A 20,557-nucleotide genomic window follows, 5' to 3' on the forward strand; every position below is an offset into this window, starting at 1 on the left:
GGAGGAATATGGCGCAAAAAAAAGTGCCCCTCGCGGGGGCACCAGTATCGTCGTTGGGAACGACAGGCTTTGGAGAGGGGAGCGACGCGCAAGGCGCGTCGCCGAGGGGATTGCCGGACTTAGTCGTTATTGTTGTTCCAGCCATTATTGGTGTTCTGGTCACCCTGGTCGGGCCTGGACTCGCCAAAACCCTGGCGCGAACCGCGGCGCTCATTCATGAAGCGATCGAACTCTTCGCGATCCTTGGCCTTGTTCAGATTGGCCATATAGGCGTGGAAGTCATCGATCTCGGCATCAAGCCGGGCGCGTTCTTCCTCAAGGCGCTTGAGCTGTTCGCTGCGATACTCGTCAAAGGCTGCGTTGCCGCTCGAATTCATGCCATAGCTCCGGTTGTTCCAGTGGTGGCGGGACTTGTTGGCGCTGCACCAGGACTTGCCCTTGTTCCAGTAAGCCTGGGCTTTTTCCGGCGATCCGCCGAACTTTTCACCCCACAGGATATAGCCGAGCACGGCCAGACCCAGGGGCCAGAAGATGATAAAGCCCATTACCATGAGTGCGATGGTCAAGGGCGACCATTGTGGTTTGATGATTGCTGTGGTCATTTCGGTTCCATTCTCCCAGTCACGATGCTCAATAAATGGCCCGTCCCGGGCTAGGATCAAGCTTGTGCCTGTGCGATTTTGCCACTTGAAATGCTGTTTTTGTCTCCCTATAGCGCGGCCGCCTGCCGCCAATTGAGGGTCTGCGCATGTCCATGATTCAGGCCGATGGCCTGCCTTTGCCCTCCAGCTGGCGGCCCTTGCGGCTGCAAACCCTGGTGCTGCTCCGCTGGCTGGCCGTGGGCGGCCAGACTTGCGGTGTGCTGTTTGTGGCGCTCGGGCTGGGTTTCCCCCTGCCTCTCTTTGCCTGTTTTGCGCTGATTGGTCTGTCGGCTGCGGTCAATCTCTGGCTGGTATGGCGGTTTGGCGCCGCCTTTCGGCCCAGCTCAAGGTTTACGGCCAGCCAGATCGCTTTTGACCTGTGCCAGCTCGGCTGCCTGCTGGCACTCACCGGCGGCCTGCAAAACCCGTTCGCGCTGCTGCTGCTGGCCCCGGTCTCGGTTTCGGCCACGACGCTGCCGCAACGCGCCGCCTTTCTCATCGCCCTGCTGGCTGCCATCATCGCCTCGGTGCTGGCGGTGTGGCACCTGCCGCTGCCCTGGGATCCGCTCGAACACCTGATTTTCAATCGCATCTATGTCATCGGCATCTGGGTGTCGATCATTTGCGGGGTGGTGTTCATCTCCACCTATACCAATCGCGTCGCCCATGATGCCCGCCAGATTGCCGACGCCCTGGCCGCCACCGAACTGGCCCTGTCGCGCAGGGAACAGCTCTCGGCCCTCGACGGGCTGGCCGCCGCCGCCGCCCACGAGCTGGGCACCCCGCTCTCCACCATTGCCCTGGCTGCCAAGGAAATGCGTGCAGAGGTGCCGGCCGGTGGCGATCTGGCCGCCGATGTCGAACTGATCATCGAGCAGGCCGCCCGCTGCCGCGCCATCCTGGCCAAGTTGCGCAATCTGGGCAGCAAGGGCCAGGATCCGTTTGCCGCCGTGCCGCTCACCGATCTGCTGGCCGAAGTGGCCCGTCCGCATGAGGGCCGGGGCAAGGCGATCCTGTTCTACTTTGGGCCCGATGCCGGCAGTCCGCCGGTATTCACCCGCAGTGTCGGCCTGCTCTATGGGCTGGGTAATCTGATTGAAAACGCCACCGACTTCGCCCGCCAGACCGTGCGCATTGAGGCGGGTTGGGACCATGACAGCATTTCGGTGTCGATCACCGATGACGGCCCCGGCTTTGCGCCCGAACTGATTGCCCGGCTGGGCGAGCCCTATCTCACCAGCCGCCCGCGCGATCCGCACGGCCCTGACGCCAGCCAACCGGGGGGGCTGGGCCTGGGAGTGTTCATCGCCAAGACACTGCTTGAACGCACCGGGGCCCGGCTGGCCTTCCTCAATATTGCGCCCGAAGGCCATGCCCAGGTGCGGATTGTCTGGCCAAGGTCCGCAATCGCCGTATAGATCCAAGACAGCGCTTTTGACGTATCATTTGCAACAGCCTATGGAAAAGCCATGAGCACGATCGAAGAACTCCTGGCCACCGACCCGAGCTTGCTGCTGGTGGATGATGATGTAGCCTTTCTGCAGCGCCTCGAACGCGCCATGACGCGGCGTGGCTTTGATGTCCGCATCGCCGGCAGCGTTGCCGAAGGTCTGGCCGCCGTCGCCGAACTGCCCCCCGCCTATGCGGTGGTCGATCTGCGGCTCGAAGATGGCAATGGGCTGGAAGTGGTGTCGGCGCTGCATACCAGGCGCCCCGACGCCCGCGCGGTGGTGCTGACCGGCTATGGCAATATCGCCACCGCCGTCACCGCCGTCAAACTGGGCGCCGTCGACTATCTCTCCAAGCCCGCCGATGCCGACGATGTGATCAATGCGCTGCTGGCCACCGGTGCCGACAAGCCCGAGCCGCCGGAAAACCCGATGTCGGCCGATCGCGTGCGCTGGGAACACATCCAGCGTGTCTATGAGCTGTGCGACCGCAATGTCTCGGAGACCGCGCGCCGGCTCAATATGCACCGCCGTACCCTGCAGCGCATCCTGGCCAAGCGCGCGCCACGCTGAACTAGTCGGCAGCAAACAGCGTCTCGAAGCCACCAAAGATCATTCGGCCCATGTCATAGGGCATCTCCATTGCGCCCATCTCGGGGCTCTCAATCATCTTCTTCTGAACCGCCTCGCGCGTCGCCTTGTCGGGATACTCGATCCAGGAAAAGACAATCGCTTCGTCAGCCTTCGCTGCGACGGCTCGACGAAGATCGGTGATCTTGCCGTCCGGCACATCGTCCTCCCAGGTCTCCACAACGCGGGTGGCGCCCCACTCGAGGAACATCTTTGCGCCTGCACGGGCGGCCCGCAAATACGCCTCTCTGTTGGCCTTGGGCACGGCTGCCACGAATCCATCGACATAAGCCATTTTGCGATCTCCTTGTGTTGGCTTGCTTTTTGGGGCCACCATGGTGGGCCCGTCTCGACAACGACGAAGCAGTCGGGCTTATTTCGACTCACCAGCGACACAATCAGGAGCCTGCCATGACCGTCACCCTTCACTTCCACGGCGCGGCGGGCACGGTGACCGGCTCATGCTATCGGGTTGATCACCCCGGTGGGCATTTTCTGGTCGACTGTGGTCTGTTCCAGGGCAATCGCTCGGTGCGCGAGCTCAATCTCAAACCCACCCCTTTTGATGTGCAATCCATCGATTTCCTGCTGCTCACCCATGCTCATATCGACCATGTCGGCCTCTTGCCCAAGCTCTATGCCCAGGGCTGGAGCGGCCCGGCCTGGATGACCGAACCAACGGCCGGCCTGCTCGAATACATGCTGCCCGACAGCGCCGGGATTCAGGAGAGCGAGGCCGAACGCGAGACCCGCAAGCGCAGCCGGCGCGGCGATGAGCCGGTCAAGCCGCTCTATACGATGGGCGATGCCGACGAGGCCCTCAAGCACCGCAAGACCTGCGCCTATGAAACCTGGATCGAGCCTGGCCCCGGCGTGCGCGCCCGCTATTGGAATGCCGGCCACATCATCGGTTCGGCCTCTATCGAAATCGAGGTGATGGATGGCGACAAGCCGGTGCGGCTGCTGTTTTCGGGCGATATCGGGCCCGATGAGAAGGTGTTCTACAAGGAGCCCGATGCCCCGGCCGGCTTTGACTATATCGTCTGCGAATCCACCTATGGCGGGCGCGAGCGTGATGACTACACCCTGCTGCAGCGGCGTGACGCGCTCAAGGCCGAGATCAATGGCGCGCTGGGCCGTGGCGGCAATCTGGTGATCCCCACCTTTGCCGTCGAGCGCAGCCAGGAGCTGCTGCACGATATCGGCTACCTGATCAAGACCGGTGAAATCGATCCGAGCCTGGTGTTTCTCGATAGCCCGTTGGCCAGCAAGGTCACCGGTGTCTACCGCAAATACGCCAAGATGTTCGAAGACGTCGAACTGGGCGCCGACGAATTGTTCAACGATCCCCGCTTCCGCATCATCGAGGCCGTTGCCGACAGCCAGGCCATCAACTCGATCCGCGGCGGCGCCATCATCATGAGCGCCTCGGGCATGTGCGATGCCGGCCGCATCAAACATCACTTGCGGGCCAATCTGATCCGCCGCAACGCCACCGTGCTGTTCGTGGGCTATCAGGCCCCCGGCACGCTGGGCCATGTCATTCTGACCGGCGCCAAGCAAGCCCGCATCCATGGCAAACTGGTGCCGATCCGCGCCAATATCCGGGCGCTGGGGAACTACTCGGCCCATGCCGATCACACCGAACTCATGGAATGGATCTCGGCGCGCCTGCCCGCCCATGGCGCGATCTTTCTCAGCCATGGTGAGGATGAGGAGCGTCAGGCCCTGCGCGCGGCGATCATGGCCACCGGCATGGCCGGCGATCAGATCATCCTGCCCCAGCTCGATGACTATTTTGAGCTGACCGCTGCCGGCATTGCCGGCAAGGCGCAGGCCGAGACCAGACGCATTGATCCTCACCAGGTTCATTCCGATTGGCACAACGCCTTTTCCGATTTCACCATCCGGCTCAGCCAGCAGCTGCAGGCCAGCAGCGACGAAGACAAGCTCGCGCTGATGCGGGCGCTGCAGCAGCAGCTCTCGGCGCTGGGGGCCCCGCTCTCGCCGGGCCACAAGCGCACCCCGATTACCCCCGTGGAGAGCCAGTCCGTGGACGAATAGGGCGCAGACCCCGGCCAGCCGGCAGCGCAGAACCTACTGCGGGCCGGGGTCCATCAGCGCATGGATGCGGTCGGCACCCAGCCGGGCCAGCTTGAGCATCAACGCCTTGCGCCGTGCTGGCGCCAGCGGCGTATCGGGGCTATCGCGCAGAATGGCGCCATCATGGCCATCGGCCACGATCAGCCCCTCGCTCGCGGGAAAGATCGACGCGTCGAGCTCGGGCGGCTTGGCAAAGAAGAACTTGTCGGAGAATTCGCGATATTCCGGCCATTTCCGGTCGATCTGGAAGTCGATCAGGCTCGATTTGATTTCGACGATCCAGATTTCGCCCTTGGGCCCGACCGCCAGCACATCGGCCCGCCGGCCGCTCCTGAGTGTCACCTCGGCATAGCAGGCCATGTCATGGGACTGGCGCAGCATGCGCATCACCCCGCGCTGCACCCGCAGCGCGGTGGCCGATTGGCGCAGATCAACAATCGGGGGCAGCATGGACATGGCTAGCCCCGCGGTATGGCTGGCTCTGCCACGACCACCTTGACCGGACGCGAGCCGAGCGCGTTGGCTGCCACAAAGCTGACCAGCACCAGCGGCAGGCCGATGCCGAAGGCCCAGCGAATGCCGAAATGCTCGGCCACATAGCCCAGCAGCGGTGGCCCGAGCAGGAAGCCGACAAACGAGATCTGCGCCAGTGCCGCCACATTGACCGCCGCCGGACGATCGGTGCGCTGGGCTGCAGCCGACATGGCCAGCGGGAAGATCGCGCTGGTGCCGATGCCCATCAGCCCCAGACCGAGATAGGCCAGCCACTGATAGTCGCTGACAAATACCAATACCGTGCCGACGCCCAGAATGCCCAGCAGGACCCGCGCCACCATGGTCGGGCTCCAGCGATCAACAAAACTGTCGGCAAAAAAGCGGGTGATCGCCTGCGTGCCGGCGCCCAGCGCCACCGCAACGCCGGCCCAGAACGGATCGGCCAGGAACACGTCGCGCATATAGATGGCCGACCAGTCAATGCCGGCCCCCTCCATGATCACGGCTGAAAATGTCACGCAGACCAGTACCAGTATCGCTAGGCTCGGCCGGGCAAAGCGGGGGCCATTGTCCAAGGCTGCCGTGACGCGATGCTTGGCCGATTGGAACCGGCCCAGCACGACAATGGTGGCGACCGAAACGGCTGGCACCATGAGCGCCAGATGCAGCTGCGGCGACAGCCCGGCCTGGGCGACCAGGGCGCCCACCATGCCAGCGCCGAAAAAGCCGAAGCTCCAGAACGCATGGGCCCGGTTCATGATGCGAAAGCCCAGCGCGTGCTCGACCCGGTCGGCCTCCAGATTGATGATCAGCTCGATACAGCCAATGGTCATGCCCACCGGCACCAGCAGGATGAACAGCATCAGGGGCGAGGGCGCCCACACCGCCACCGCATAGAGCGCCGCCAGTAGCGGCAGGGCACTCAGCAGCACGCGGCGATAGCCAATGCGTTCCAGATAGGGGCCGGCAAAGGTCAGCGACAGCAGCGTGCCCAGGGCCGCGCCGACCAGCGACAGCCCCAGCGCGCCTTCGCCCACTCCCATGGCCTGCTGGATGGCCGGCAGGCGCGGATATATGCTGCCCATGCAAAACGAATAGATGAAGAAAGCTGCGAACACGCGAATTTGCGGCGGCATGGCAAGGCCGATAGTCATCTCGAACCACTCGTGAACAGAATGCCCGCACGCTATGCCAATTCGCCACACAGGGAAAGCGGCGGCGCAAACGTTTCACACCGCAGCAATAACGTTGCTGTCGTGCTGCTGTGCCTCAGGCACTGGCTGATTTGCGGCGTCCGGGCGGCCCGCTACCTCTAGCAGCCCCAGGCCTCGGCATCGGCCTGTCAGGATGAGGCCGTCCCGTTAAACAGCGCGCGCTGGTTCTGGATCAGCGCAGCGATCCGCTGACTGACCGCCCGCACCGCCGGGTCGTGCCGTTCTTCATGGTGACTGACCAGCCATTGCTCGGTTTCCAGCTCGCTGATCGGTGCCGCGATGCGGACCAGTTGGGGATCGCTGTCGCCGACAAAGCAGGGAAATACCGACATGCCCGCGCCATGCGCCCCCAGTTCCCGCACACTCATGGGATCATTGCCACGCACCGCGATCCGGTCGCCATGCCGCGCCTCGAGCCAGCGGGCCGAACGGGTATGGCCGCTTTCCCCGGCTATGCCGACGAAATAGCCGGCCTTGACGCCATTGATTATCTGGCGCCCCGAATAGATCGCGTATGCCACAGTGCCGATCAGGCGCCCCGCCAGCCATTGTTCGGTCGGGCGCTGATTGCGCAGACCCAGATCGGCATTGCGCCGGCCAATATCGACCTTCTGATTGCCCGTAACCAGTTCAAGCCCGAAGCGGTCCTCGACCTGCCAGAGCTGTTGGACATGCCGGGCCAGAAAGGCCGACGTCCAGGCGCCGGCCGAAACCCGCACAGCGCGTTCGCCAAACGTACCCTCCTTCCAGCGCCGCAGCGAGAGCATGGCGGCCTCGACATCCTCGGCCCGTGCCAGCAGATCTTCGCCCGCCTGGGTCAGCCGGTAGCCGCTCTGGCTGCGCACAAACAGCCGCTCGCCAATCTGGCGTTCCAATGTGCTGACCCGCCGCCCCAGCGTGGCGGCGCTCAACCCCGTCGTATCCGTAGCCGCACTCAATCCACCCAGACGCGCCACGGCCAGAAACAGCTTCAGGTCATCCCAGCTGAAATCCATTTTTCATTTCTGCAAAGAGCATTGCGAACTCAAACATAGCAAGTTTCTCTTCGAAACGGCAATATCGGATACGAGGCGCCGATATTGGAGCGCCCGCCTGCCAACCATCATTCGATTTATGAAAATGCCCCGCAACGGGTAGTTGCGCGCGCTGCAGGCCCTTGTCTGGAGACCCGAAATGCTTGTTAAGTTGATCCGCCACTTGCGCGATTGGTACCGGTATCGGCAAACCGTCCACTATCTCGAGATGCTTGATGACCACCTGCTAGATGATCTGGGGACCGAGCGGGACCAGATTGATTGCTTTGCCTGGCAGTCGGTCAGGCCCGCCATGCCGTGCGCACCAGAACGGGGCGCCTCCGGCCTGGAGACGCCCCGTCAAGGCAGTCGGTTTTGACTGCAGAAATTACAGCTGGCTGAGGCACACCGAGGTGACGCCGCGATTGCGGAAGCCCAGCTTGGTCGCGGCGGCTTTGGACAGGTCGATGATGCGCTTGCCGACAAACGGGCCGCGATCATTGATCGTCACTTCGATTTCACTGCCGGTGCGTTGATCGGTGACCTTGACCTTGGTGCCAAAGGGCAGCGAGCGATGGGCGGCGGTCATGGCGTTTTCATTGAAGATTTCGCCTGATGCGGCGGTCTTGCCATTAAAGCCTGGACCGTACCAGGAGGCGCCACCACACTGCGCATAGGCTGCAGACGAAACTGAGAACATAACTGCAGCAAGTGCGGCGATGGAGAGGTTTTTTCTAATCAAGACGGAGACTCACATAGTTGGTATTGGCCGCTGACTAATCGTGCCTGCGGGCCACAATGTGCCCGGATTGGCCACAACTGCCCTCAAGTCCGGAACTGTTGCAGATGGGCCGCAGTCATCGCCGCCATGTTCGCGCCATAGTCATGGTCGGCACGGCAATGTTGGAGAATATGAATCCGGCATTAACCAAATTGGCGGAATGCACAGGGTTGATTATCCGCATTGTCGGATTCATCTTTCGCACTGTGGCCCGCAAGCCACGGTTCCCGGCCGACTGCACCAGATGGCCGCTTTTCCGGGGTTCCCGGAAAAATCGGCAGCAGATTATTGCTGCGTCGGCCGTTCGTGGCGCGATTGTGGCAGGCTTTGGCCGTTTTCTCCGCCGGCGCTAACGCTTTGCCAATCTCTGGGGTGCCAGTGTGCGCCCGCTGGGGACGCAGACTACTATGATATTGAATTGGACACGCCGTGATCGTGTGCCGCGCGCAATCGCGCCGGCCGCGCTGAACGAACATCATGCAATCAAGAAAATTGGCCGCCTGTCGGTGATGTCCATTGCCGCACTGGCGCTTACCTGTGCCGTGCTATTGGCCACCGGCTTCCAGGTGCGCCTGCTTTACGAGCACGAAACCGCAGCGGCCGAGCATATCCGCGCCGCCAACGCGATTGACCTGGTCGTCGGCCGGTCCGGTCCGCTCAGGCAATCCGACGCCGCAATGATTGGCCGTATCGCGGGGTTGAACGGTGCGCATCTGTCGTCCGCCGCCCCCAGCGACCCCAACGCCCTGATGATTCCGCTGCTGGGCGAACAGAGTCTGTTCGGCAGCTATCTGGTGTGGGGCGAAAATCCCTTCGCCAACGACATGTTTCGGCACTTTGCCCCGATTCGCCTGCCGGTCGTGGCTGCGATGTTGTTGTTCGTTGCCGGCCTGATGCTGCATCTGCGCCGCTTGGTCGGCGATATAGAGCGGCAGCGCCGCCTGGCCCACCGACAATCGCGCACCGACGTGGTCACCGGGCTTGGCAACCGTCTGGCCCTCGACAGCACCATGGACGAACTGGGCACTGCGGCCATCCCGTTTGGCATCGTTATCCTGGACCTCGACCGGTTCAAGGCGGTCAATGACGCGCTGGGCCATGCCGCCGGTGATATAGTGTTGCGCACGGTGGGCCAACGCCTTGCCACCCTGCTCGGCCCTCAGGACCAGCTGGTGCGATTGGGGGGCGATGAATTCGTCATTGTGGCGGTCAGCACGCCCGGCGCCGATACCCTAGACCTGTTCGCACGGGAGTGCATTTTTGCCATCGAGCAGCCCATCGACCTGGCGGGCCGCACGGTGCGGATCGGCACAAGTATGGGCATTGTGGCAGCCGGCAGCAGCGATCTGCCGCCCGCCATCCTGCTCGGCGCAGCCGACGCCGCGCTCTATCGCGCCAAAGCCATGCAGGGCAGCAGCTTCCAGTTTGCTGGCGAGACCCACTCCGATCAGACGAGCTGGCACTTGCGCTGCGCCTAGTCGCGGTGTCCGCCGACCGCACGGGGCGCAGCGTTAGCCTGCATTGTGCAGCCGCGGCGCCTGCACCTGCAGTCCCGACCCGCTACCAACCCGCTCGACCAGCCCATGGGCGACCAGCGTCCTGAGGAACTTACCCTGACCGCTGAGCCGGGTGGCGAGGTCGGGCTCCGCGCTGATGATCGCCCTGGTCAATGCTGTGGGCGTGATTGGACCGTTGTGGCTGGCTAGCAGGACAAGCCGCCTCAGGCGGGCCAGTTCGCTCCTGTCCAAGATCGGCCCTGGAGCGGATTTGGCTGGCGTCGCTGTAATGGGCGGGGGGGCGCCGATGACGACGAAGCTCGAACACGCCACTCGGAACGATGCGGAGGGCTCGGCCTGCGCAAAGCCCAGCACCAACAGGCCCGCATCGCGCAGGCGCATTGCCAGCGGCGTGAAGTCCCGATCACGCGTCACCAGGGCGATAGCGTCGATCCTGGCCTGATGCACGATGTCCATCGCCTCAATGGTGAGCTTGATCTCGGCGCCATTCTTGCCCTTGCCCAGGCTGGGCTGCAGGACCAGGTCGATGCCACGATCCCGGCCGCAACCAATCCAGCCGGCGAGGCTGGCGGATGAGAAATCGCCCACTGCGCGCTTGATCTGCACAGTGCCCAGCGGCGCCAACGCGTCGAGTGCATTCAGTGCCGTTTCGCAATTGATGTTCTCGGCGTCGAACAACACCGCAATGCGCTTGTCAGCCATGGCAAATCCGTTAGTTGGCACGGATCAGCCTAACCAGGGCTATTAAAGGATCTCCGCTGCACGTGCCGAAAGTTTTAGCTATCGGCGTGCGCCCGGCGTCAGCCATGCAGCAATAGGTGTTCGCATTCCCCTCATTCCCGTCGTTTGGCCTGTCGAAAATGACTATCCTCGCTCGTCATATCCGCGAATGCAGCCGAGCTGGAGGTTAGTCATACCCCGACCTGGCCGCACCATCATTACACAGGACGTTTTGCATGACCCTCGATCTGCCTGATATTGTCTTTGCGCTGGCCCGGTTTCTGCTCGGTGGCGCCTTTCTGGTTTTTGGCATTCGCAACATCGCCAACCTTTCGGGCCTCACCCTCGCCCTGACGGCGCGCGGCATGATCCTGCCCCGCCTGTCGGCGACTATTGGCGTGGCACTGCAGATTGTTGGCGGCCTGCTGGTGGCCGTCGGCCCATTCGCGCTGATCGGCGGCGCTGCCTTGATTGTCTTCCTGATCTTCGCAACCGTGCTGTTCCACAATTTCTGGAGCTATTCCGGCGCGGAGCGGCTCACCCATCTCAATGCGACGATCATGAATCTGGGGCTCGTCGGCGCTTTCCTGCTGCCGATTGCGGCGATGCTCTGATTGCTTTGCGGGATGGTTCGCCATCCCGGTTTTCTCGCTCCGTGTCAGCGGCCCGCCGGCTTTGGCGTCAGCCCGTGCATGAACAACTGCTCCAGATAGCGGGCGGCATCCTCAAAGCGCCCCTCGCCATTGCGGCTGGGGCCCAGCACGGCCCGCACCTGCACATCGAAATCGGCATAGTGCTGGGTGGTCGCCCAGATCGAAAAAATCAGGTGATAGGGGTCGGTGCGGGCCAGCTTGCCCTCATCCATCCACCCCAGCAGTACTTGGGCCTTCTCGTCGACCAGATTTTTCAGGTCCAGCTCGATCATCTCGATGATGCGCGGCGCGCCCTGCAGCATTTCATTGGCAAACAGCCGGCTCTCGCGCGGGTAATCGCGCGCCATTTCCAGCTTGCGCCGAATATAGGAGCGAATTTCGGGGAAGGGGTCGCCGGTGGCATCCATTTCCTTGAGCGGCGCCAGCCAGGTCTCCAGCAGGGCGGCCATCAGCCGGCGGTGGATCTCTTCCTTGCGCGGAAAATAATACAGCAGATTGGGTTTGCTCATCCCCGCCACCTCGGCGATCTGGTCGATCGTGGCGCCGCGAAACCCGTGCATGGAAAACACCTCGAGCGCCGCCTCCAGGATCACGTCCTGTTTCTCGCGCTGAATGCGGGTCAACGGCCGGACTTTGCCATGCGGATGAGCCGCCGCCTTGGCCTCAGCCTTGTGCTGGCGCTTCGGCGCGGCGGTCGAATCGGCACTGCTCTTTTTGGTCGCCGGCATTTTTCGCCTTGCTAGAAAGTTTTGGAGTGCTAAGTTTTTTCCAACTGGTCAAAATTCAGAGCATTGCGCGCTCGCGTCAAGTGCCAATCGTGATCAGGCCGGAATAATGGGGAGCGAGATAGAAGTGTCCAATTCCAATACCGTGGTGCCAAACGATTTGAGCGCCTTCTGGATGCCGTTCACAGCCAATCGGCAATTCAAGAAGGCCCCTCGTATGCTGGTGGCCGCCAAGGACATGCACTACACCACCTCTGATGGCCGGCAGGTGCTTGATGGCACGGCCGGTCTGTGGTGCGTCAATGCCGGTCACGCCCGCCCCCGCATCGTCGAGGCCATTGCCAGGCAGGCCGCCGAACTCGATTACGCCCCGGCCTTCCAGATGGGTCATCCCAAGGCATTCGAGCTCGCCAATCGTATTGTTGATATTGCCCCCAACGGCCTCAATCACGTGCTGTTCACCAATTCGGGCTCCGAGTCGGTGGAAACCGCACTCAAGCTGGCCCTGGCCTATCATCGGGTCAAGGGCGAGGGCGCCCGTTCCCGGCTGATCGGCCGCGAGCGCGGCTATCACGGCGTCAATTTCGGCGGCATTTCGGTTGGCGGCATTGTCAGCAACCGCAAGATGTTCGGCTCGCTGCTGACCGGCGTCGATCATATGCCCCATACCCACAACCTGGCCAAAAACGCCTATTCCAAGGGTGTGCCCGAATACGGCACCGAACTGGCCGACGAGCTTGAGCGCATTGTCACCCTGCATGATGCCTCCACCATCGCCGCCGTCATCGTTGAACCCGTGGCCGGCTCCACCGGCGTGCTGATTCCCCCCATGGGCTATCTCAAGCGCCTGCGCGAAATCACCAGCAAGCACGGTATCCTGCTGATTTTTGATGAGGTCATTACCGGCTTTGGCCGTCTCGGCACCCCGTTTGGCGCGGATTATTTCGGCGTCACCCCCGATATCATGATCACCGCCAAGGGCCTGACCAATGGCGTCATTCCGATGGGCGCCGTGCTGGTGTCCTCGGAAATCCATGACGCGTTCATGCAGGGCCCCGAGCACATGATCGAATTTTTCCACGGTTATACCTATTCGGGCAATCCGATGGCCTCGGCCGCCGGTCTGGCCACGCTGGAAACCTATAAGGAAGAAGGTCTGCTGACCCGGGGAGCCGAATTGGCGCCGATCTTCCAGGATGCCCTGCATTCGCTCAAGGGCGAGCCGCATGTCATCGACATCCGCAATATTGGTCTGGTCGGCGCTGTCGAGCTTGATCCCATTGCCGGCGCCCCCACCAAGCGCGCCTTTTCGGCCTTCCTCAAATGTTATGAGGATGGCGTCCTGGTGCGGACCACCGGCGATATCATCGCCATGAGCCCGCCCCTGATCATTTCCGAAAGCCAGATCGGTGAACTGATCGACGGCGTCCGGGCAGCCCTGCGGAGCATCGACTGATGAACATTATTGAAAACGCCGTTGCCGGCAAACGCTATGTTTCCACCGGTCGTCGCGTGCCGGTGTTCAATCCGGCCACCGGCGAAGTCTCGGCCGAACTGCCGCTCTCGACGCTGAGCGAGCTCAACGCCGCCGTGGCCTCGGCCAAACAGGCGCAGGTGGCCTGGGGCAATACCCCGCCAATGAAGCGCGCCCGCGTGATGTTCAAGTTCAAGGCGCTGCTTGATCAATATGCCGACGACATGGCGCGCGAGATTTCGCGCGAACACGGCAAGGTGCATGACGATGCCCTGGGCGAAGTGGCCCGTGGCATCGACTGCGTCGATTACGCCTGCGGCATTCCCCAGCTGCTCAAGGGCGAATTCTCGCGCAATGTCGGGCCCTCGATCGACACCCATTCCGATCGCCAGCCGCTCGGCGTCGTGGCCGGCATCACCCCATTCAACTTCCCCGCCATGGTGCCGATGTGGATGTATCCAGCCGCCATCGCCTGCGGCAATGCCTTCATCCTCAAGCCCTCCGAGCGTGATCCCTCCGCCTCCATGCTGGCCTGGAACCTGTTCATGGAAGCCGGTCTGCCCGAGGGCATTCTCAATATCGTTCACGGCGACAAGGAAATGGTCGACGGCCTGCTCGACCACCCCGACGTCAAGGCGATCAGCTTTGTCGGCTCCACCCCGATCGCCGAATATGTCTATCAGCGCGGCACCAAGGCCGGTAAGCGCGTCCAGGCTCTCGGCGGCGCCAAGAACCACATGGTGATCCTGCCCGATGCCGATCTCGACCAGGTCGCTGATGCCCTGATGGGCGCCGGCTACGGTTCGGCCGGCGAACGCTGCATGGCCATTTCGGTCGCCGTGCCGGTGGGCAAGGAAACCGCCGATGCGCTGGTTGCCAAGCTCAAGCCGCGCGTCGAAAGTCTCAAGATCGGCCCGGCCACCGACAAGGACGCCGAAATGGGTCCGGTGGTCACCAAGATGCACCGCGACAAGATCATCGGCTATATCGACGCCGGTGTGGAGCAGGGCGCCGACCTCGTCGTCGACGGTCGGGGCTTCTCACTGCAGGGCTATGAAGACGGCTATTATGTCGGCGGCACGCTGTTCGACAATGTCACGCCCGACATGACCATCTACAAGGAAGAGATCTTCGGTCCCGTCCTCTCAGTGGTGCGCGCCAACACCTATAACGAGGCGGTCGACCTCATCAACGCGCACGAATATGCCAATGGCACCGCCATCTTCACCCGCGACGGCGACGCCGCCCGTGAATTCGCCGACAAGATCGAAGTGGGCATGGTCGGCATCAACGTCCCCATCCCCGTGCCGGTGGCCTACCACTCCTTCGGCGGCTGGAAGCGAAGCCTGTTTGGCGACCACGCCATCTACGGCCCCGAAGGCGTGCATTTCTATACGCGGCTCAAAACCGTCACCACCCGCTGGCCCGCCGGCATCAAGGGCGGCGCCGAATTCAGCTTCCCCAGCGTCAAATAGGAGAGCGCCATGTCGGCCCCAGGAGAAAACCTTCGCATCAATGGCGACCGCCTCTGGGACAGCATCATGGAGATGGCCAGGATTGGTCCCGGCATTGCCGGGGGCAATAACCGCCAGACCCTGACTGATGAAGACAGTGAGGGGCGGCACCTGTTCAAGCGCTGGTGCGACGATGCGGGCCTCACTATGGGCGTTGACCAGATGGGCACCATGTTCATGACCCGCCCGGGCACCGATGCCGGTGCGCTGCCGGTCTATGTCGGCAGCCACCTCGATACCCAGCCCACTGGCGGCAAATATGATGGCGTGCTCGGCGTGCTGGCGGGGCTCGAAATTGTCCGCAGCCTGAACGATCTGGGCATCAAGACCCGCCACCCGATTGTCGTCACCAACTGGACCAATGAGGAAGGCGCCCGCTTCGCGCCAGCCATGCTGGCTTCGGGTGTCTTTGCCGGGGTGCACACCCAAGATTATGCCTATGCCCGTCAGGATCAGGAGGGCAAGAGCTTCGGCGACGAACTCGCCCGCATCGGCTGGCGCGGTGAGGAAACCGTCGGCGCGCGCAAGATGCACGCCTATTTCGAATATCACATCGAGCAGGGTCCCATTCTGGAAGCCGAGAACAAGCAGATCGGCGTCGTCACCCATGGCCAGGGTCTGTGGTGGCTCGAATTCACCCTGACCGGCAAGGAAGCCCATACCGGCTCAACGCCGATGAACATGCGCGTCAATGCCGGCCTAGCCATGGCCCGCATTCTCGAAATGGTCCAGGAAGTGGCGATGGCGCACCAGCCCGGCGCCGTGGGTGGGGTGGGGCAGATGAAATTTACCCCCAATTCGCGCAATGTGCTGCCCGGCGCGGTGGTGTTCACCGTCGACATCCGCTCGCCGGAGCTGAGCAAGCTGACCAGCATGCGCAGCCAGATCGAAGCCAAGGCGCAGGCCATATGTGCCGAACTCGGCGTCGGCTACGCCATGGAGGCGGTCGGCCATTTCGACCCCGTCGCCTTTGATCCAACCCTGGTGGGTCGCGTCCGCGCCGCCGCCGAAAAGCTCGGCTATAGCCATATGGACCTGATTTCCGGCGCTGGCCACGACGCCTGCTGGGCCAACAAGGTTGCGCCGAGCACCATGGTGATGTGCCCCTGTGTCGGCGGCCTCAGCCATAACGAAGCCGAGGAGATTTCCCTGCAATGGGCCACCGCCGGCGCTGACGTGCTGTTCCATGCCGTGCTCGAAACGGCGGAGATCGTGGCCTGACAGGGGACTGAAGCAAACAACGATCGGCATTGCCAGTGACCAAGGAGGGGCGCTGACCATTGCGGGCACGAGACTGGCACCAAACTTGCAAGTAAATTGCAGACAGCCAACGCCGGGCCCAGTAGCCGGAACCGACAGATATTACGACTAGGGAGTGAGCAAAAAATGGGCAGTACTGTCATCAAGAATGGCACCGTCGTCACCGCCGACCTGACCTACAAGGCCGACGTGAAGATTGAGGGCGAGGTGATTGTCGACATCGGGCCCAACCTCAGCGGCGACGCCGTCATAGACGCTACCGGCTGTTACATCATGCCCGGGGGGATAGACCCCCATACGCATTTGGAGATGCCCTTCATGGGCACCTATTCGACCGATGACTTTGAATCGGGCACCCGCGCGGCGCTGTCCGGCGGCACCACCATGGTGGTGGATTTCTGCCTGCCCAGTCCCGGCCAGAGCCTGCTCGAAGCATTGCAGATGTGGGACAACAAATCGGGCAAGGCCAGCGCCGACTACTCCTTCCACATGGCCATTACCTGGTGGGACGAACAGGTCTGGCGCGAGATGGACGAAGTGGTCAAGCGCGGCATCACCAGCTTCAAGCACTTCATGGCCTATAAGGGCGCGCTGATGGTCAATGATGACGAACTGTTCGCATCATTTCAGCGCTGTGCCGACCTTGGCGCGCTGCCGCTGGTGCATGCCGAAAATGGCGACGTCGTCGCGGCCATGACCGCCAAATTGCTGGCCGAGGGTAATAATGGCCCTGAGGCGCACGCCTATTCCCGCCCGCCAGAGGTCGAAGGCGAGGCCACCAATCGCGCCATCATGATCGCCGACATGGCCGGCGTGCCGCTCTATGTCGTGCATGTCTCGAGCGAACAGGCGCACGAGGCGATCCGCCGCGCCCGGCAAAAGGGCATGCGCGTCTATGGCGAACCGCTGGTGCAGCATTTGACGCTGGATGACAGCGAATATGCCAACCCCGATTGGGACCACGCCGCGGGCCGGGTGATGTCGCCGCCCTTCCGCAACAAGCTGCATCAGGATTCGCTGTGGGCCGGTCTGCAATCCGGCTCGCTCTCGGTGGTCGCCACCGATCACTGCGCCTTCACCATTGCGCAGAAGCGCCATGGCATTGGCGATTTTTCCAAGATCCCCAACGGCACTGGCGGCCTTGAAGATCGCCTTGCCGTGCTGTGGAGTCGCGGCGTCAATACCGGCCGGCTGACCATGAACGAGTTCGTCGCTGTCACCTCGACCAATATTGCCAAGATTCTCAACCTCTACCCCAAAAAGGGTGCGGTTCTCGTCGGCGCCGATGCCGATCTGGTGGTGTGGGATCCGGCGCGCAAGAAGACGGTGTCGGCCGCCACGCAGCAATCGGCCATCGACTACAATGTGTTCGAAGGGTTCGAACTGACCGGACTGCCACGCTTCGTGCTGACCCGCGGCCAGGTCGCCGTCATCGAAAACGAGATGCATCATCAGTCCGGTCATGGAAAGTTTGTCGCCCGCGAGGCGAAGAACCCTGTGAATCAGGCCCTTAGCCAGTGGAAAGACATCGTCGCGCCGCGCAAGGTGCAGCGGTCGGGCATTCCGGCCTCGGGGGTTTAATGTCAGTGCAGACCACGCCAGGCGACGCCGTTGTCGCGGCCAACAATCTTGGGCTCACCTTTCCGACCAATGATGGCGATGTTGTTGCGCTCAGCGACGTCAATCTGACCATCAACAAGGGCGAGTTCGTTTCCTTCATCGGCCCTTCGGGCTGCGGCAAGACGACGTTTCTGCGCACTATTGCCGATCTGGAGCAGCCCACTTCGGGGACCCTGACCATCAATGGCCAGAGCCCTGAAGCGGCCCGCCGCGCCCGCGCCTATGGCTATGTGTTTCAGGCGCCCGCGCTCTATCCCTGGCGCACCATTGCCAAGAATATTGCCCTGCCGCTCGAAATCATGGGGCACGGCTCGGCTGAGCAGGCCGAGCGCGTTGCCCGCACCATGGATCTGGTCAATCTGGCCGGTTTTGAACAGAAATATCCCTGGCAGCTCTCGGGTGGCATGCAGCAGCGCGCCTCCATCGCCCGCGCGCTGGCGTTCGACGCCGATCTGCTGCTGATGGATGAGCCCTTCGGCGCGCTGGATGAAATCGTCCGCGACCACCTCAATTCCGAATTGCTGAAATTGTGGGCGCGTACCCAGAAAACCATCTGCTTTGTCACCCATTCCATTCCCGAGGCGGTCTATCTCTCGACCCGGATTGTGGTGATGTCGCCGCGCCCTGGCCGGGTGATCGACATCATCGAATCCGATCTGCCAGCCGAACGGCCGCTCGACATGCGCGAGACGCCTGAGTTCCTTGCCATCGCCGCGCGGGTGCGGGAGGGGTTGCGAGCCGGGCATTCCTATGACGAGGATCACGTTTGACCCGCGCCCTGCCCATTCTCACCGTGCTGCTGGCCATCGTCGTCATCTGGTACGCCGCCGCCATCGGCATGAACACGCCGTGGCAGAACACGCTGAACACCCGCGCCGGACTCACCGATCTGCCCTTCACCGACTTTGCCCTGCAGACCTGGGCGCAGGATCGGCCGCTCCTGCCGGCACCGCATCAGGTGATCGGCGAAATCTGGAACGCCACCGTGGCGCTGGAGCTGACCTCCAAGCGTTCGCTGGCCTATCACGGCTGGATCACCCTCTCCTCCACCCTGCTGGGCTTCGTGCTGGGCACGGCGCTCGGCGTCGCCCTGGCCGTCATCATTGTGCACAATGAAGCGGCCAATCGCTCGCTAATGCCCTGGATCATTGCCAGCCAGACCATCCCCATCCTGGCCATCGCGCCCATGGTGGTGGTGGGGCTGGGCTCGATCGGCATCACCGGCACCGTGCCGCGCGCGCTGATCTCGATGTATCTCAGTTTCTTCCCGGTCGTGGTCGGCATGGTCAAGGGCCTGCGTTCGCCCGAAGCCATTCAGTTCGATCTGATGCGCACCTATGATGCCTCGCCCTGGCAGACCTTCTGGAAACTGCGCTGGCCCGCTGCCATGCCCATGCTGTTCGCCTCGATGAAGGTGGGCATTGCCATTTCGCTGGTCGGCGCGGTGGTCAGTGAACTCTCCAATGCCGCCGGTGGGGGCCTTGGCGTCCGCCTGCTCACCGGCTCCTACAATGGCCAGACCATCCAGATCTGGGCTGCCCTGTTCATCGCTGCGGCGCTTGCCGCGGTGCTGGTGATGCTCGTCGGTGCGGCCGAGCGGCTGGTCAATGCCCGCATGGGGGTGCGCGCATGAGCCAGTTGCAGTTCTTTCTCGCGCTCATCGCCGGCGGGCTTTCCGCTATCGCCCTGGCCCTCAGCCTCATCACGCCGTTTGAACAGGGGCTCCTGCTCAAGGCGTTCCTCGCGCTCGGCGTCGTGTCGCTGCTGCGCTTCGTTGTCCCCATGGGACCATGGGTCGATGGCGTCCTGGCCGTGCTCGGCGCTACCGCCCTGCTGACCAGCCTGGAAGTCTTTGCCCCGGCGCCACCCTATTTCTGGCTGGCGCTGACCGTGACCTGGCTGTTTGCCTGGCTGTTCGTCGAACGCCTCAGCCACACCCTCGCTCCCCGGCTCTCCGACAATGCGGGGCTTGGCTTGCTCATCCCGGTGATGTTTGGAGCGGCCCTGCTGGTGGTCTGGGAAGTGGTGACGCGCGGCGCCAATGTGCCGCCCGTGCTGCTGCCCGCCCCATCGATGATCGGGGCGCAACTGGTCAATTCGGCACCGATCCTGTGGGCCGATTTCGTGCAGACCTTCATCAAGTCGGTGCTGCCGGGCTACGCCATCGGGTGCCTCTCGGGCCTGGCCGTCGCCATCCTCGTCGACCGCTCCCCCTTCCTCAAGGCCGGGCTCCTGCCCATCGGCAATTTCATGTCGGCCCTGCCCATCATCGGCATCGCGCCGATCATGGTCATGTGGTTCGGCTTTGATTGGCAATCCAAGGCCGCCGTCGTGGTGGCGATGACCTTCTTTCCCATGCTGGTCAACACCGTGGCAGGCCTTAATGCCAGTTCCGCCATCGAGCGTGACCTGATGCGCACCTATGCCGCCAATTACTGGCAAACCCTTATGAAGTTGCGGCTTCCCGCTGCGGGCCCCTTCATATTCAACGCCCTCAAGATCAACTCGACTCTGGCCTTGATCGGCGCAATCGTAGCGGAATTCTTCGGGACGCCCGTTGTGGGAATGGGCTTCCGAATTTCTACAGGCGTTGGCCGGTTGGCCATCGATCTGGTCTGGGCAGAGATCGCCGTTGCTGCGATCGCGGGGTCTGCCTTCTACGGGGTGATCGCCCTCATCGAAAGGGGCGTCACCTTCTGGCATCCGTCTGTCCGTGGTGGACGGGCGTAACAGGGAAAAGGGAACGACA

At 62.7% G+C, this 20,557-nt stretch carries 22 protein-coding genes; 13 read left to right on the plus strand and 9 right to left on the minus strand.

Going from position 1 to position 20,557, the window contains the following annotated elements; translation table 11 throughout:
- Window positions 1–119: 119 nt before the first annotated feature.
- On the minus strand, window positions 120–602 hold the full coding sequence (locus ABFY71_RS04445) for a DUF2852 domain-containing protein (RefSeq protein ID WP_305579820.1): 483 nt from the start codon (window positions 600–602) through the stop codon (window positions 120–122).
- 146 nt (window positions 603–748) lie between these two features.
- On the opposite strand from ABFY71_RS04445, the gene ABFY71_RS04450 reads away from it, so the two are divergent.
- Complete coding sequence (locus tag ABFY71_RS04450) at window positions 749–2,059, plus strand: ActS/PrrB/RegB family redox-sensitive histidine kinase (RefSeq protein ID WP_347944846.1); 1,311 nt, start codon at window positions 749–751, stop codon at window positions 2,057–2,059.
- Window positions 2,060–2,110: 51 nt separating this feature from the next.
- Window positions 2,111–2,662, plus strand: coding sequence for an ActR/PrrA/RegA family redox response regulator transcription factor (locus ABFY71_RS04455; protein WP_305579818.1), 552 nt, complete (start codon window positions 2,111–2,113; stop codon window positions 2,660–2,662).
- A 1-nt stretch (window position 2,663) separates the two neighbouring features.
- On the opposite strand, the gene ABFY71_RS04460 is transcribed toward ABFY71_RS04455, so the two are convergent.
- On the minus strand, window positions 2,664–3,014 hold the full coding sequence (locus tag ABFY71_RS04460; protein WP_347944847.1) for a DUF1428 domain-containing protein: 351 nt from the start codon (window positions 3,012–3,014) through the stop codon (window positions 2,664–2,666).
- Between the two features lie 116 nt (window positions 3,015–3,130).
- Here ABFY71_RS04460 and ABFY71_RS04465 point away from each other — a divergent pair, with 116 nt between their 5' ends.
- Window positions 3,131–4,783, plus strand: a complete 1,653-nt coding sequence (locus ABFY71_RS04465; RefSeq protein WP_347944848.1) for an MBL fold metallo-hydrolase RNA specificity domain-containing protein — start codon at window positions 3,131–3,133, stop codon at window positions 4,781–4,783.
- A 33-nt stretch (window positions 4,784–4,816) separates the two neighbouring features.
- On the opposite strand, the gene ABFY71_RS04470 is transcribed toward ABFY71_RS04465, so the two are convergent.
- From ABFY71_RS04470 to ABFY71_RS04485, 4 genes are all read right to left on the minus strand, one after another.
- Window positions 4,817–5,278 (minus strand): MmcB family DNA repair protein, encoded by a 462-nt coding sequence (locus ABFY71_RS04470; RefSeq protein WP_347944849.1) that lies wholly within the window; start codon window positions 5,276–5,278, stop codon window positions 4,817–4,819.
- Window positions 5,279–5,280: 2 nt separating this feature from the next.
- Entirely contained in the window at window positions 5,281–6,471 is a 1,191-nt protein-coding gene (locus tag ABFY71_RS04475) for an MFS transporter (protein WP_347944850.1), read from the minus strand.
- A gap of 188 nt (window positions 6,472–6,659) precedes the next feature.
- Window positions 6,660–7,526 carry a LysR family transcriptional regulator gene (locus ABFY71_RS04480; RefSeq protein WP_347944851.1) on the minus strand — a complete coding sequence of 289 codons (867 nt, stop codon included), beginning with the start codon at window positions 7,524–7,526 and terminating at the stop codon, window positions 6,660–6,662.
- Window positions 7,507–7,788, minus strand: coding sequence for a hypothetical protein (locus tag ABFY71_RS04485; RefSeq protein WP_347944960.1), 282 nt, complete (start codon window positions 7,786–7,788; stop codon window positions 7,507–7,509). The genes ABFY71_RS04480 and ABFY71_RS04485 overlap by 20 nt, the downstream gene beginning before the upstream one ends.
- Between ABFY71_RS04485 and ABFY71_RS04490 the strand changes: the two genes are divergently transcribed.
- Complete coding sequence (locus ABFY71_RS04490; protein ID WP_305581654.1) at window positions 7,705–7,923, plus strand: YjiS-like domain-containing protein; 219 nt, start codon at window positions 7,705–7,707, stop codon at window positions 7,921–7,923. The genes ABFY71_RS04485 and ABFY71_RS04490 overlap by 84 nt on opposite strands.
- A 9-nt stretch (window positions 7,924–7,932) precedes the next feature.
- On the opposite strand, the gene ABFY71_RS04495 is transcribed toward ABFY71_RS04490, so the two are convergent.
- The gene (locus ABFY71_RS04495) at window positions 7,933–8,286 is read right to left on the minus strand and encodes a septal ring lytic transglycosylase RlpA family protein (RefSeq protein WP_347944852.1); all 354 of its coding nucleotides are present in this window, start codon (window positions 8,284–8,286) and stop codon (window positions 7,933–7,935) included.
- Window positions 8,287–8,762: 476 nt separating this feature from the next.
- On the opposite strand from ABFY71_RS04495, the gene ABFY71_RS04500 reads away from it, so the two are divergent.
- Entirely contained in the window at window positions 8,763–9,803 is a 1,041-nt protein-coding gene (locus tag ABFY71_RS04500; protein ID WP_347944853.1) for a diguanylate cyclase domain-containing protein, read from the plus strand.
- Window positions 9,804–9,836: 33 nt separating this feature from the next.
- Here the strand turns inward: ABFY71_RS04500 and ABFY71_RS04505 are convergent, their stop codons facing one another.
- Window positions 9,837–10,544 (minus strand): NYN domain-containing protein, encoded by a 708-nt coding sequence (locus ABFY71_RS04505; protein ID WP_347944855.1) that lies wholly within the window; start codon window positions 10,542–10,544, stop codon window positions 9,837–9,839.
- A gap of 254 nt (window positions 10,545–10,798) precedes the next feature.
- Between ABFY71_RS04505 and ABFY71_RS04510 the strand changes: the two genes are divergently transcribed.
- Complete coding sequence (locus ABFY71_RS04510; RefSeq protein WP_347944856.1) at window positions 10,799–11,176, plus strand: DoxX family protein; 378 nt, start codon at window positions 10,799–10,801, stop codon at window positions 11,174–11,176.
- A 44-nt stretch (window positions 11,177–11,220) separates the two neighbouring features.
- Here ABFY71_RS04510 and ABFY71_RS04515 read toward each other — a convergent pair whose 3' ends face one another.
- Window positions 11,221–11,943, minus strand: coding sequence for a TetR family transcriptional regulator C-terminal domain-containing protein (locus tag ABFY71_RS04515; protein WP_347944858.1), 723 nt, complete (start codon window positions 11,941–11,943; stop codon window positions 11,221–11,223).
- 106 nt (window positions 11,944–12,049) lie between these two features.
- Between ABFY71_RS04515 and aptA the strand changes: the two genes are divergently transcribed.
- The 7 genes from aptA to ABFY71_RS04550 all read left to right on the plus strand — a co-directional run bounded on the left by aptA (window position 12,050) and on the right by ABFY71_RS04550 (window position 20,538).
- Window positions 12,050–13,396, plus strand: a complete 1,347-nt coding sequence (aptA, locus tag ABFY71_RS04520; RefSeq protein WP_347944859.1) for an omega-aminotransferase AptA — start codon at window positions 12,050–12,052, stop codon at window positions 13,394–13,396.
- The gene (locus tag ABFY71_RS04525) at window positions 13,396–14,889 is read left to right on the plus strand and encodes a CoA-acylating methylmalonate-semialdehyde dehydrogenase (protein WP_347944860.1); all 1,494 of its coding nucleotides are present in this window, start codon (window positions 13,396–13,398) and stop codon (window positions 14,887–14,889) included. Before aptA ends, ABFY71_RS04525 begins: the two co-directional genes overlap by 1 nt.
- 9 nt (window positions 14,890–14,898) lie before the next feature.
- Window positions 14,899–16,149, plus strand: a complete 1,251-nt coding sequence (locus tag ABFY71_RS04530; RefSeq protein WP_347944862.1) for a Zn-dependent hydrolase — start codon at window positions 14,899–14,901, stop codon at window positions 16,147–16,149.
- 165 nt (window positions 16,150–16,314) lie between these two features.
- A complete protein-coding gene (gene hydA / locus ABFY71_RS04535) occupies window positions 16,315–17,769 on the plus strand; it encodes a dihydropyrimidinase (protein WP_347944863.1) in 1,455 nt (484 codons plus the stop codon).
- Window positions 17,769–18,578 (plus strand): ABC transporter ATP-binding protein, encoded by an 810-nt coding sequence (locus tag ABFY71_RS04540; RefSeq protein WP_305581674.1) that lies wholly within the window; start codon window positions 17,769–17,771, stop codon window positions 18,576–18,578. The genes hydA and ABFY71_RS04540 overlap by 1 nt, the downstream gene beginning before the upstream one ends.
- Window positions 18,575–19,441, plus strand: a complete 867-nt coding sequence (locus ABFY71_RS04545; RefSeq protein ID WP_347944864.1) for an ABC transporter permease — start codon at window positions 18,575–18,577, stop codon at window positions 19,439–19,441. The genes ABFY71_RS04540 and ABFY71_RS04545 overlap by 4 nt, the downstream gene beginning before the upstream one ends.
- Window positions 19,438–20,538, plus strand: a complete 1,101-nt coding sequence (locus ABFY71_RS04550; RefSeq protein ID WP_347944865.1) for an ABC transporter permease — start codon at window positions 19,438–19,440, stop codon at window positions 20,536–20,538. Before ABFY71_RS04545 ends, ABFY71_RS04550 begins: the two co-directional genes overlap by 4 nt.
- The last annotated feature ends 19 nt before the right edge of the window (window positions 20,539–20,557 follow it).

This window comes from Devosia alba (assembly GCF_039938915.1).
GTDB classification, from domain to species: Bacteria; Pseudomonadota; Alphaproteobacteria; order Rhizobiales; family Devosiaceae; genus Devosia; species Devosia alba.

What these genes read in the sequence shown, in the direction of transcription:
- ABFY71_RS04515 (WP_347944858.1), bottom strand. Translation starts at nt 11,943, where the DNA reads ATGCCGGCGACCAAAAAGAGCAGTGCCGATTCGACCGCCGCGCCGAAG.
- ABFY71_RS04510 (WP_347944856.1), top strand. Translation starts at nt 10,799, where the DNA reads ATGACCCTCGATCTGCCTGATATTGTCTTTGCGCTGGCCCGGTTTCTG.
- ABFY71_RS04460 (WP_347944847.1), bottom strand. Translation starts at nt 3,014, where the DNA reads ATGGCTTATGTCGATGGATTCGTGGCAGCCGTGCCCAAGGCCAACAGA.
- ABFY71_RS04445 (WP_305579820.1), bottom strand. Translation starts at nt 602, where the DNA reads ATGACCACAGCAATCATCAAACCACAATGGTCGCCCTTGACCATCGCA.
- ABFY71_RS04530 (WP_347944862.1), top strand. Translation starts at nt 14,899, where the DNA reads ATGTCGGCCCCAGGAGAAAACCTTCGCATCAATGGCGACCGCCTCTGG.
- ABFY71_RS04525 (WP_347944860.1), top strand. Translation starts at nt 13,396, where the DNA reads ATGAACATTATTGAAAACGCCGTTGCCGGCAAACGCTATGTTTCCACC.
- ABFY71_RS04475 (WP_347944850.1), bottom strand. Translation starts at nt 6,471, where the DNA reads ATGACTATCGGCCTTGCCATGCCGCCGCAAATTCGCGTGTTCGCAGCT.
- ABFY71_RS04450 (WP_347944846.1), top strand. Translation starts at nt 749, where the DNA reads ATGTCCATGATTCAGGCCGATGGCCTGCCTTTGCCCTCCAGCTGGCGG.
- hydA (WP_347944863.1), top strand. Translation starts at nt 16,315, where the DNA reads ATGGGCAGTACTGTCATCAAGAATGGCACCGTCGTCACCGCCGACCTG.
- ABFY71_RS04455 (WP_305579818.1), top strand. Translation starts at nt 2,111, where the DNA reads ATGAGCACGATCGAAGAACTCCTGGCCACCGACCCGAGCTTGCTGCTG.
- ABFY71_RS04480 (WP_347944851.1), bottom strand. Translation starts at nt 7,526, where the DNA reads ATGGATTTCAGCTGGGATGACCTGAAGCTGTTTCTGGCCGTGGCGCGT.
- ABFY71_RS04490 (WP_305581654.1), top strand. Translation starts at nt 7,705, where the DNA reads ATGCTTGTTAAGTTGATCCGCCACTTGCGCGATTGGTACCGGTATCGG.
- ABFY71_RS04470 (WP_347944849.1), bottom strand. Translation starts at nt 5,278, where the DNA reads ATGTCCATGCTGCCCCCGATTGTTGATCTGCGCCAATCGGCCACCGCG.
- ABFY71_RS04465 (WP_347944848.1), top strand. Translation starts at nt 3,131, where the DNA reads ATGACCGTCACCCTTCACTTCCACGGCGCGGCGGGCACGGTGACCGGC.
- ABFY71_RS04540 (WP_305581674.1), top strand. Translation starts at nt 17,769, where the DNA reads ATGTCAGTGCAGACCACGCCAGGCGACGCCGTTGTCGCGGCCAACAAT.
- ABFY71_RS04550 (WP_347944865.1), top strand. Translation starts at nt 19,438, where the DNA reads ATGAGCCAGTTGCAGTTCTTTCTCGCGCTCATCGCCGGCGGGCTTTCC.
- ABFY71_RS04505 (WP_347944855.1), bottom strand. Translation starts at nt 10,544, where the DNA reads ATGGCTGACAAGCGCATTGCGGTGTTGTTCGACGCCGAGAACATCAAT.
- aptA (WP_347944859.1), top strand. Translation starts at nt 12,050, where the DNA reads ATGGGGAGCGAGATAGAAGTGTCCAATTCCAATACCGTGGTGCCAAAC.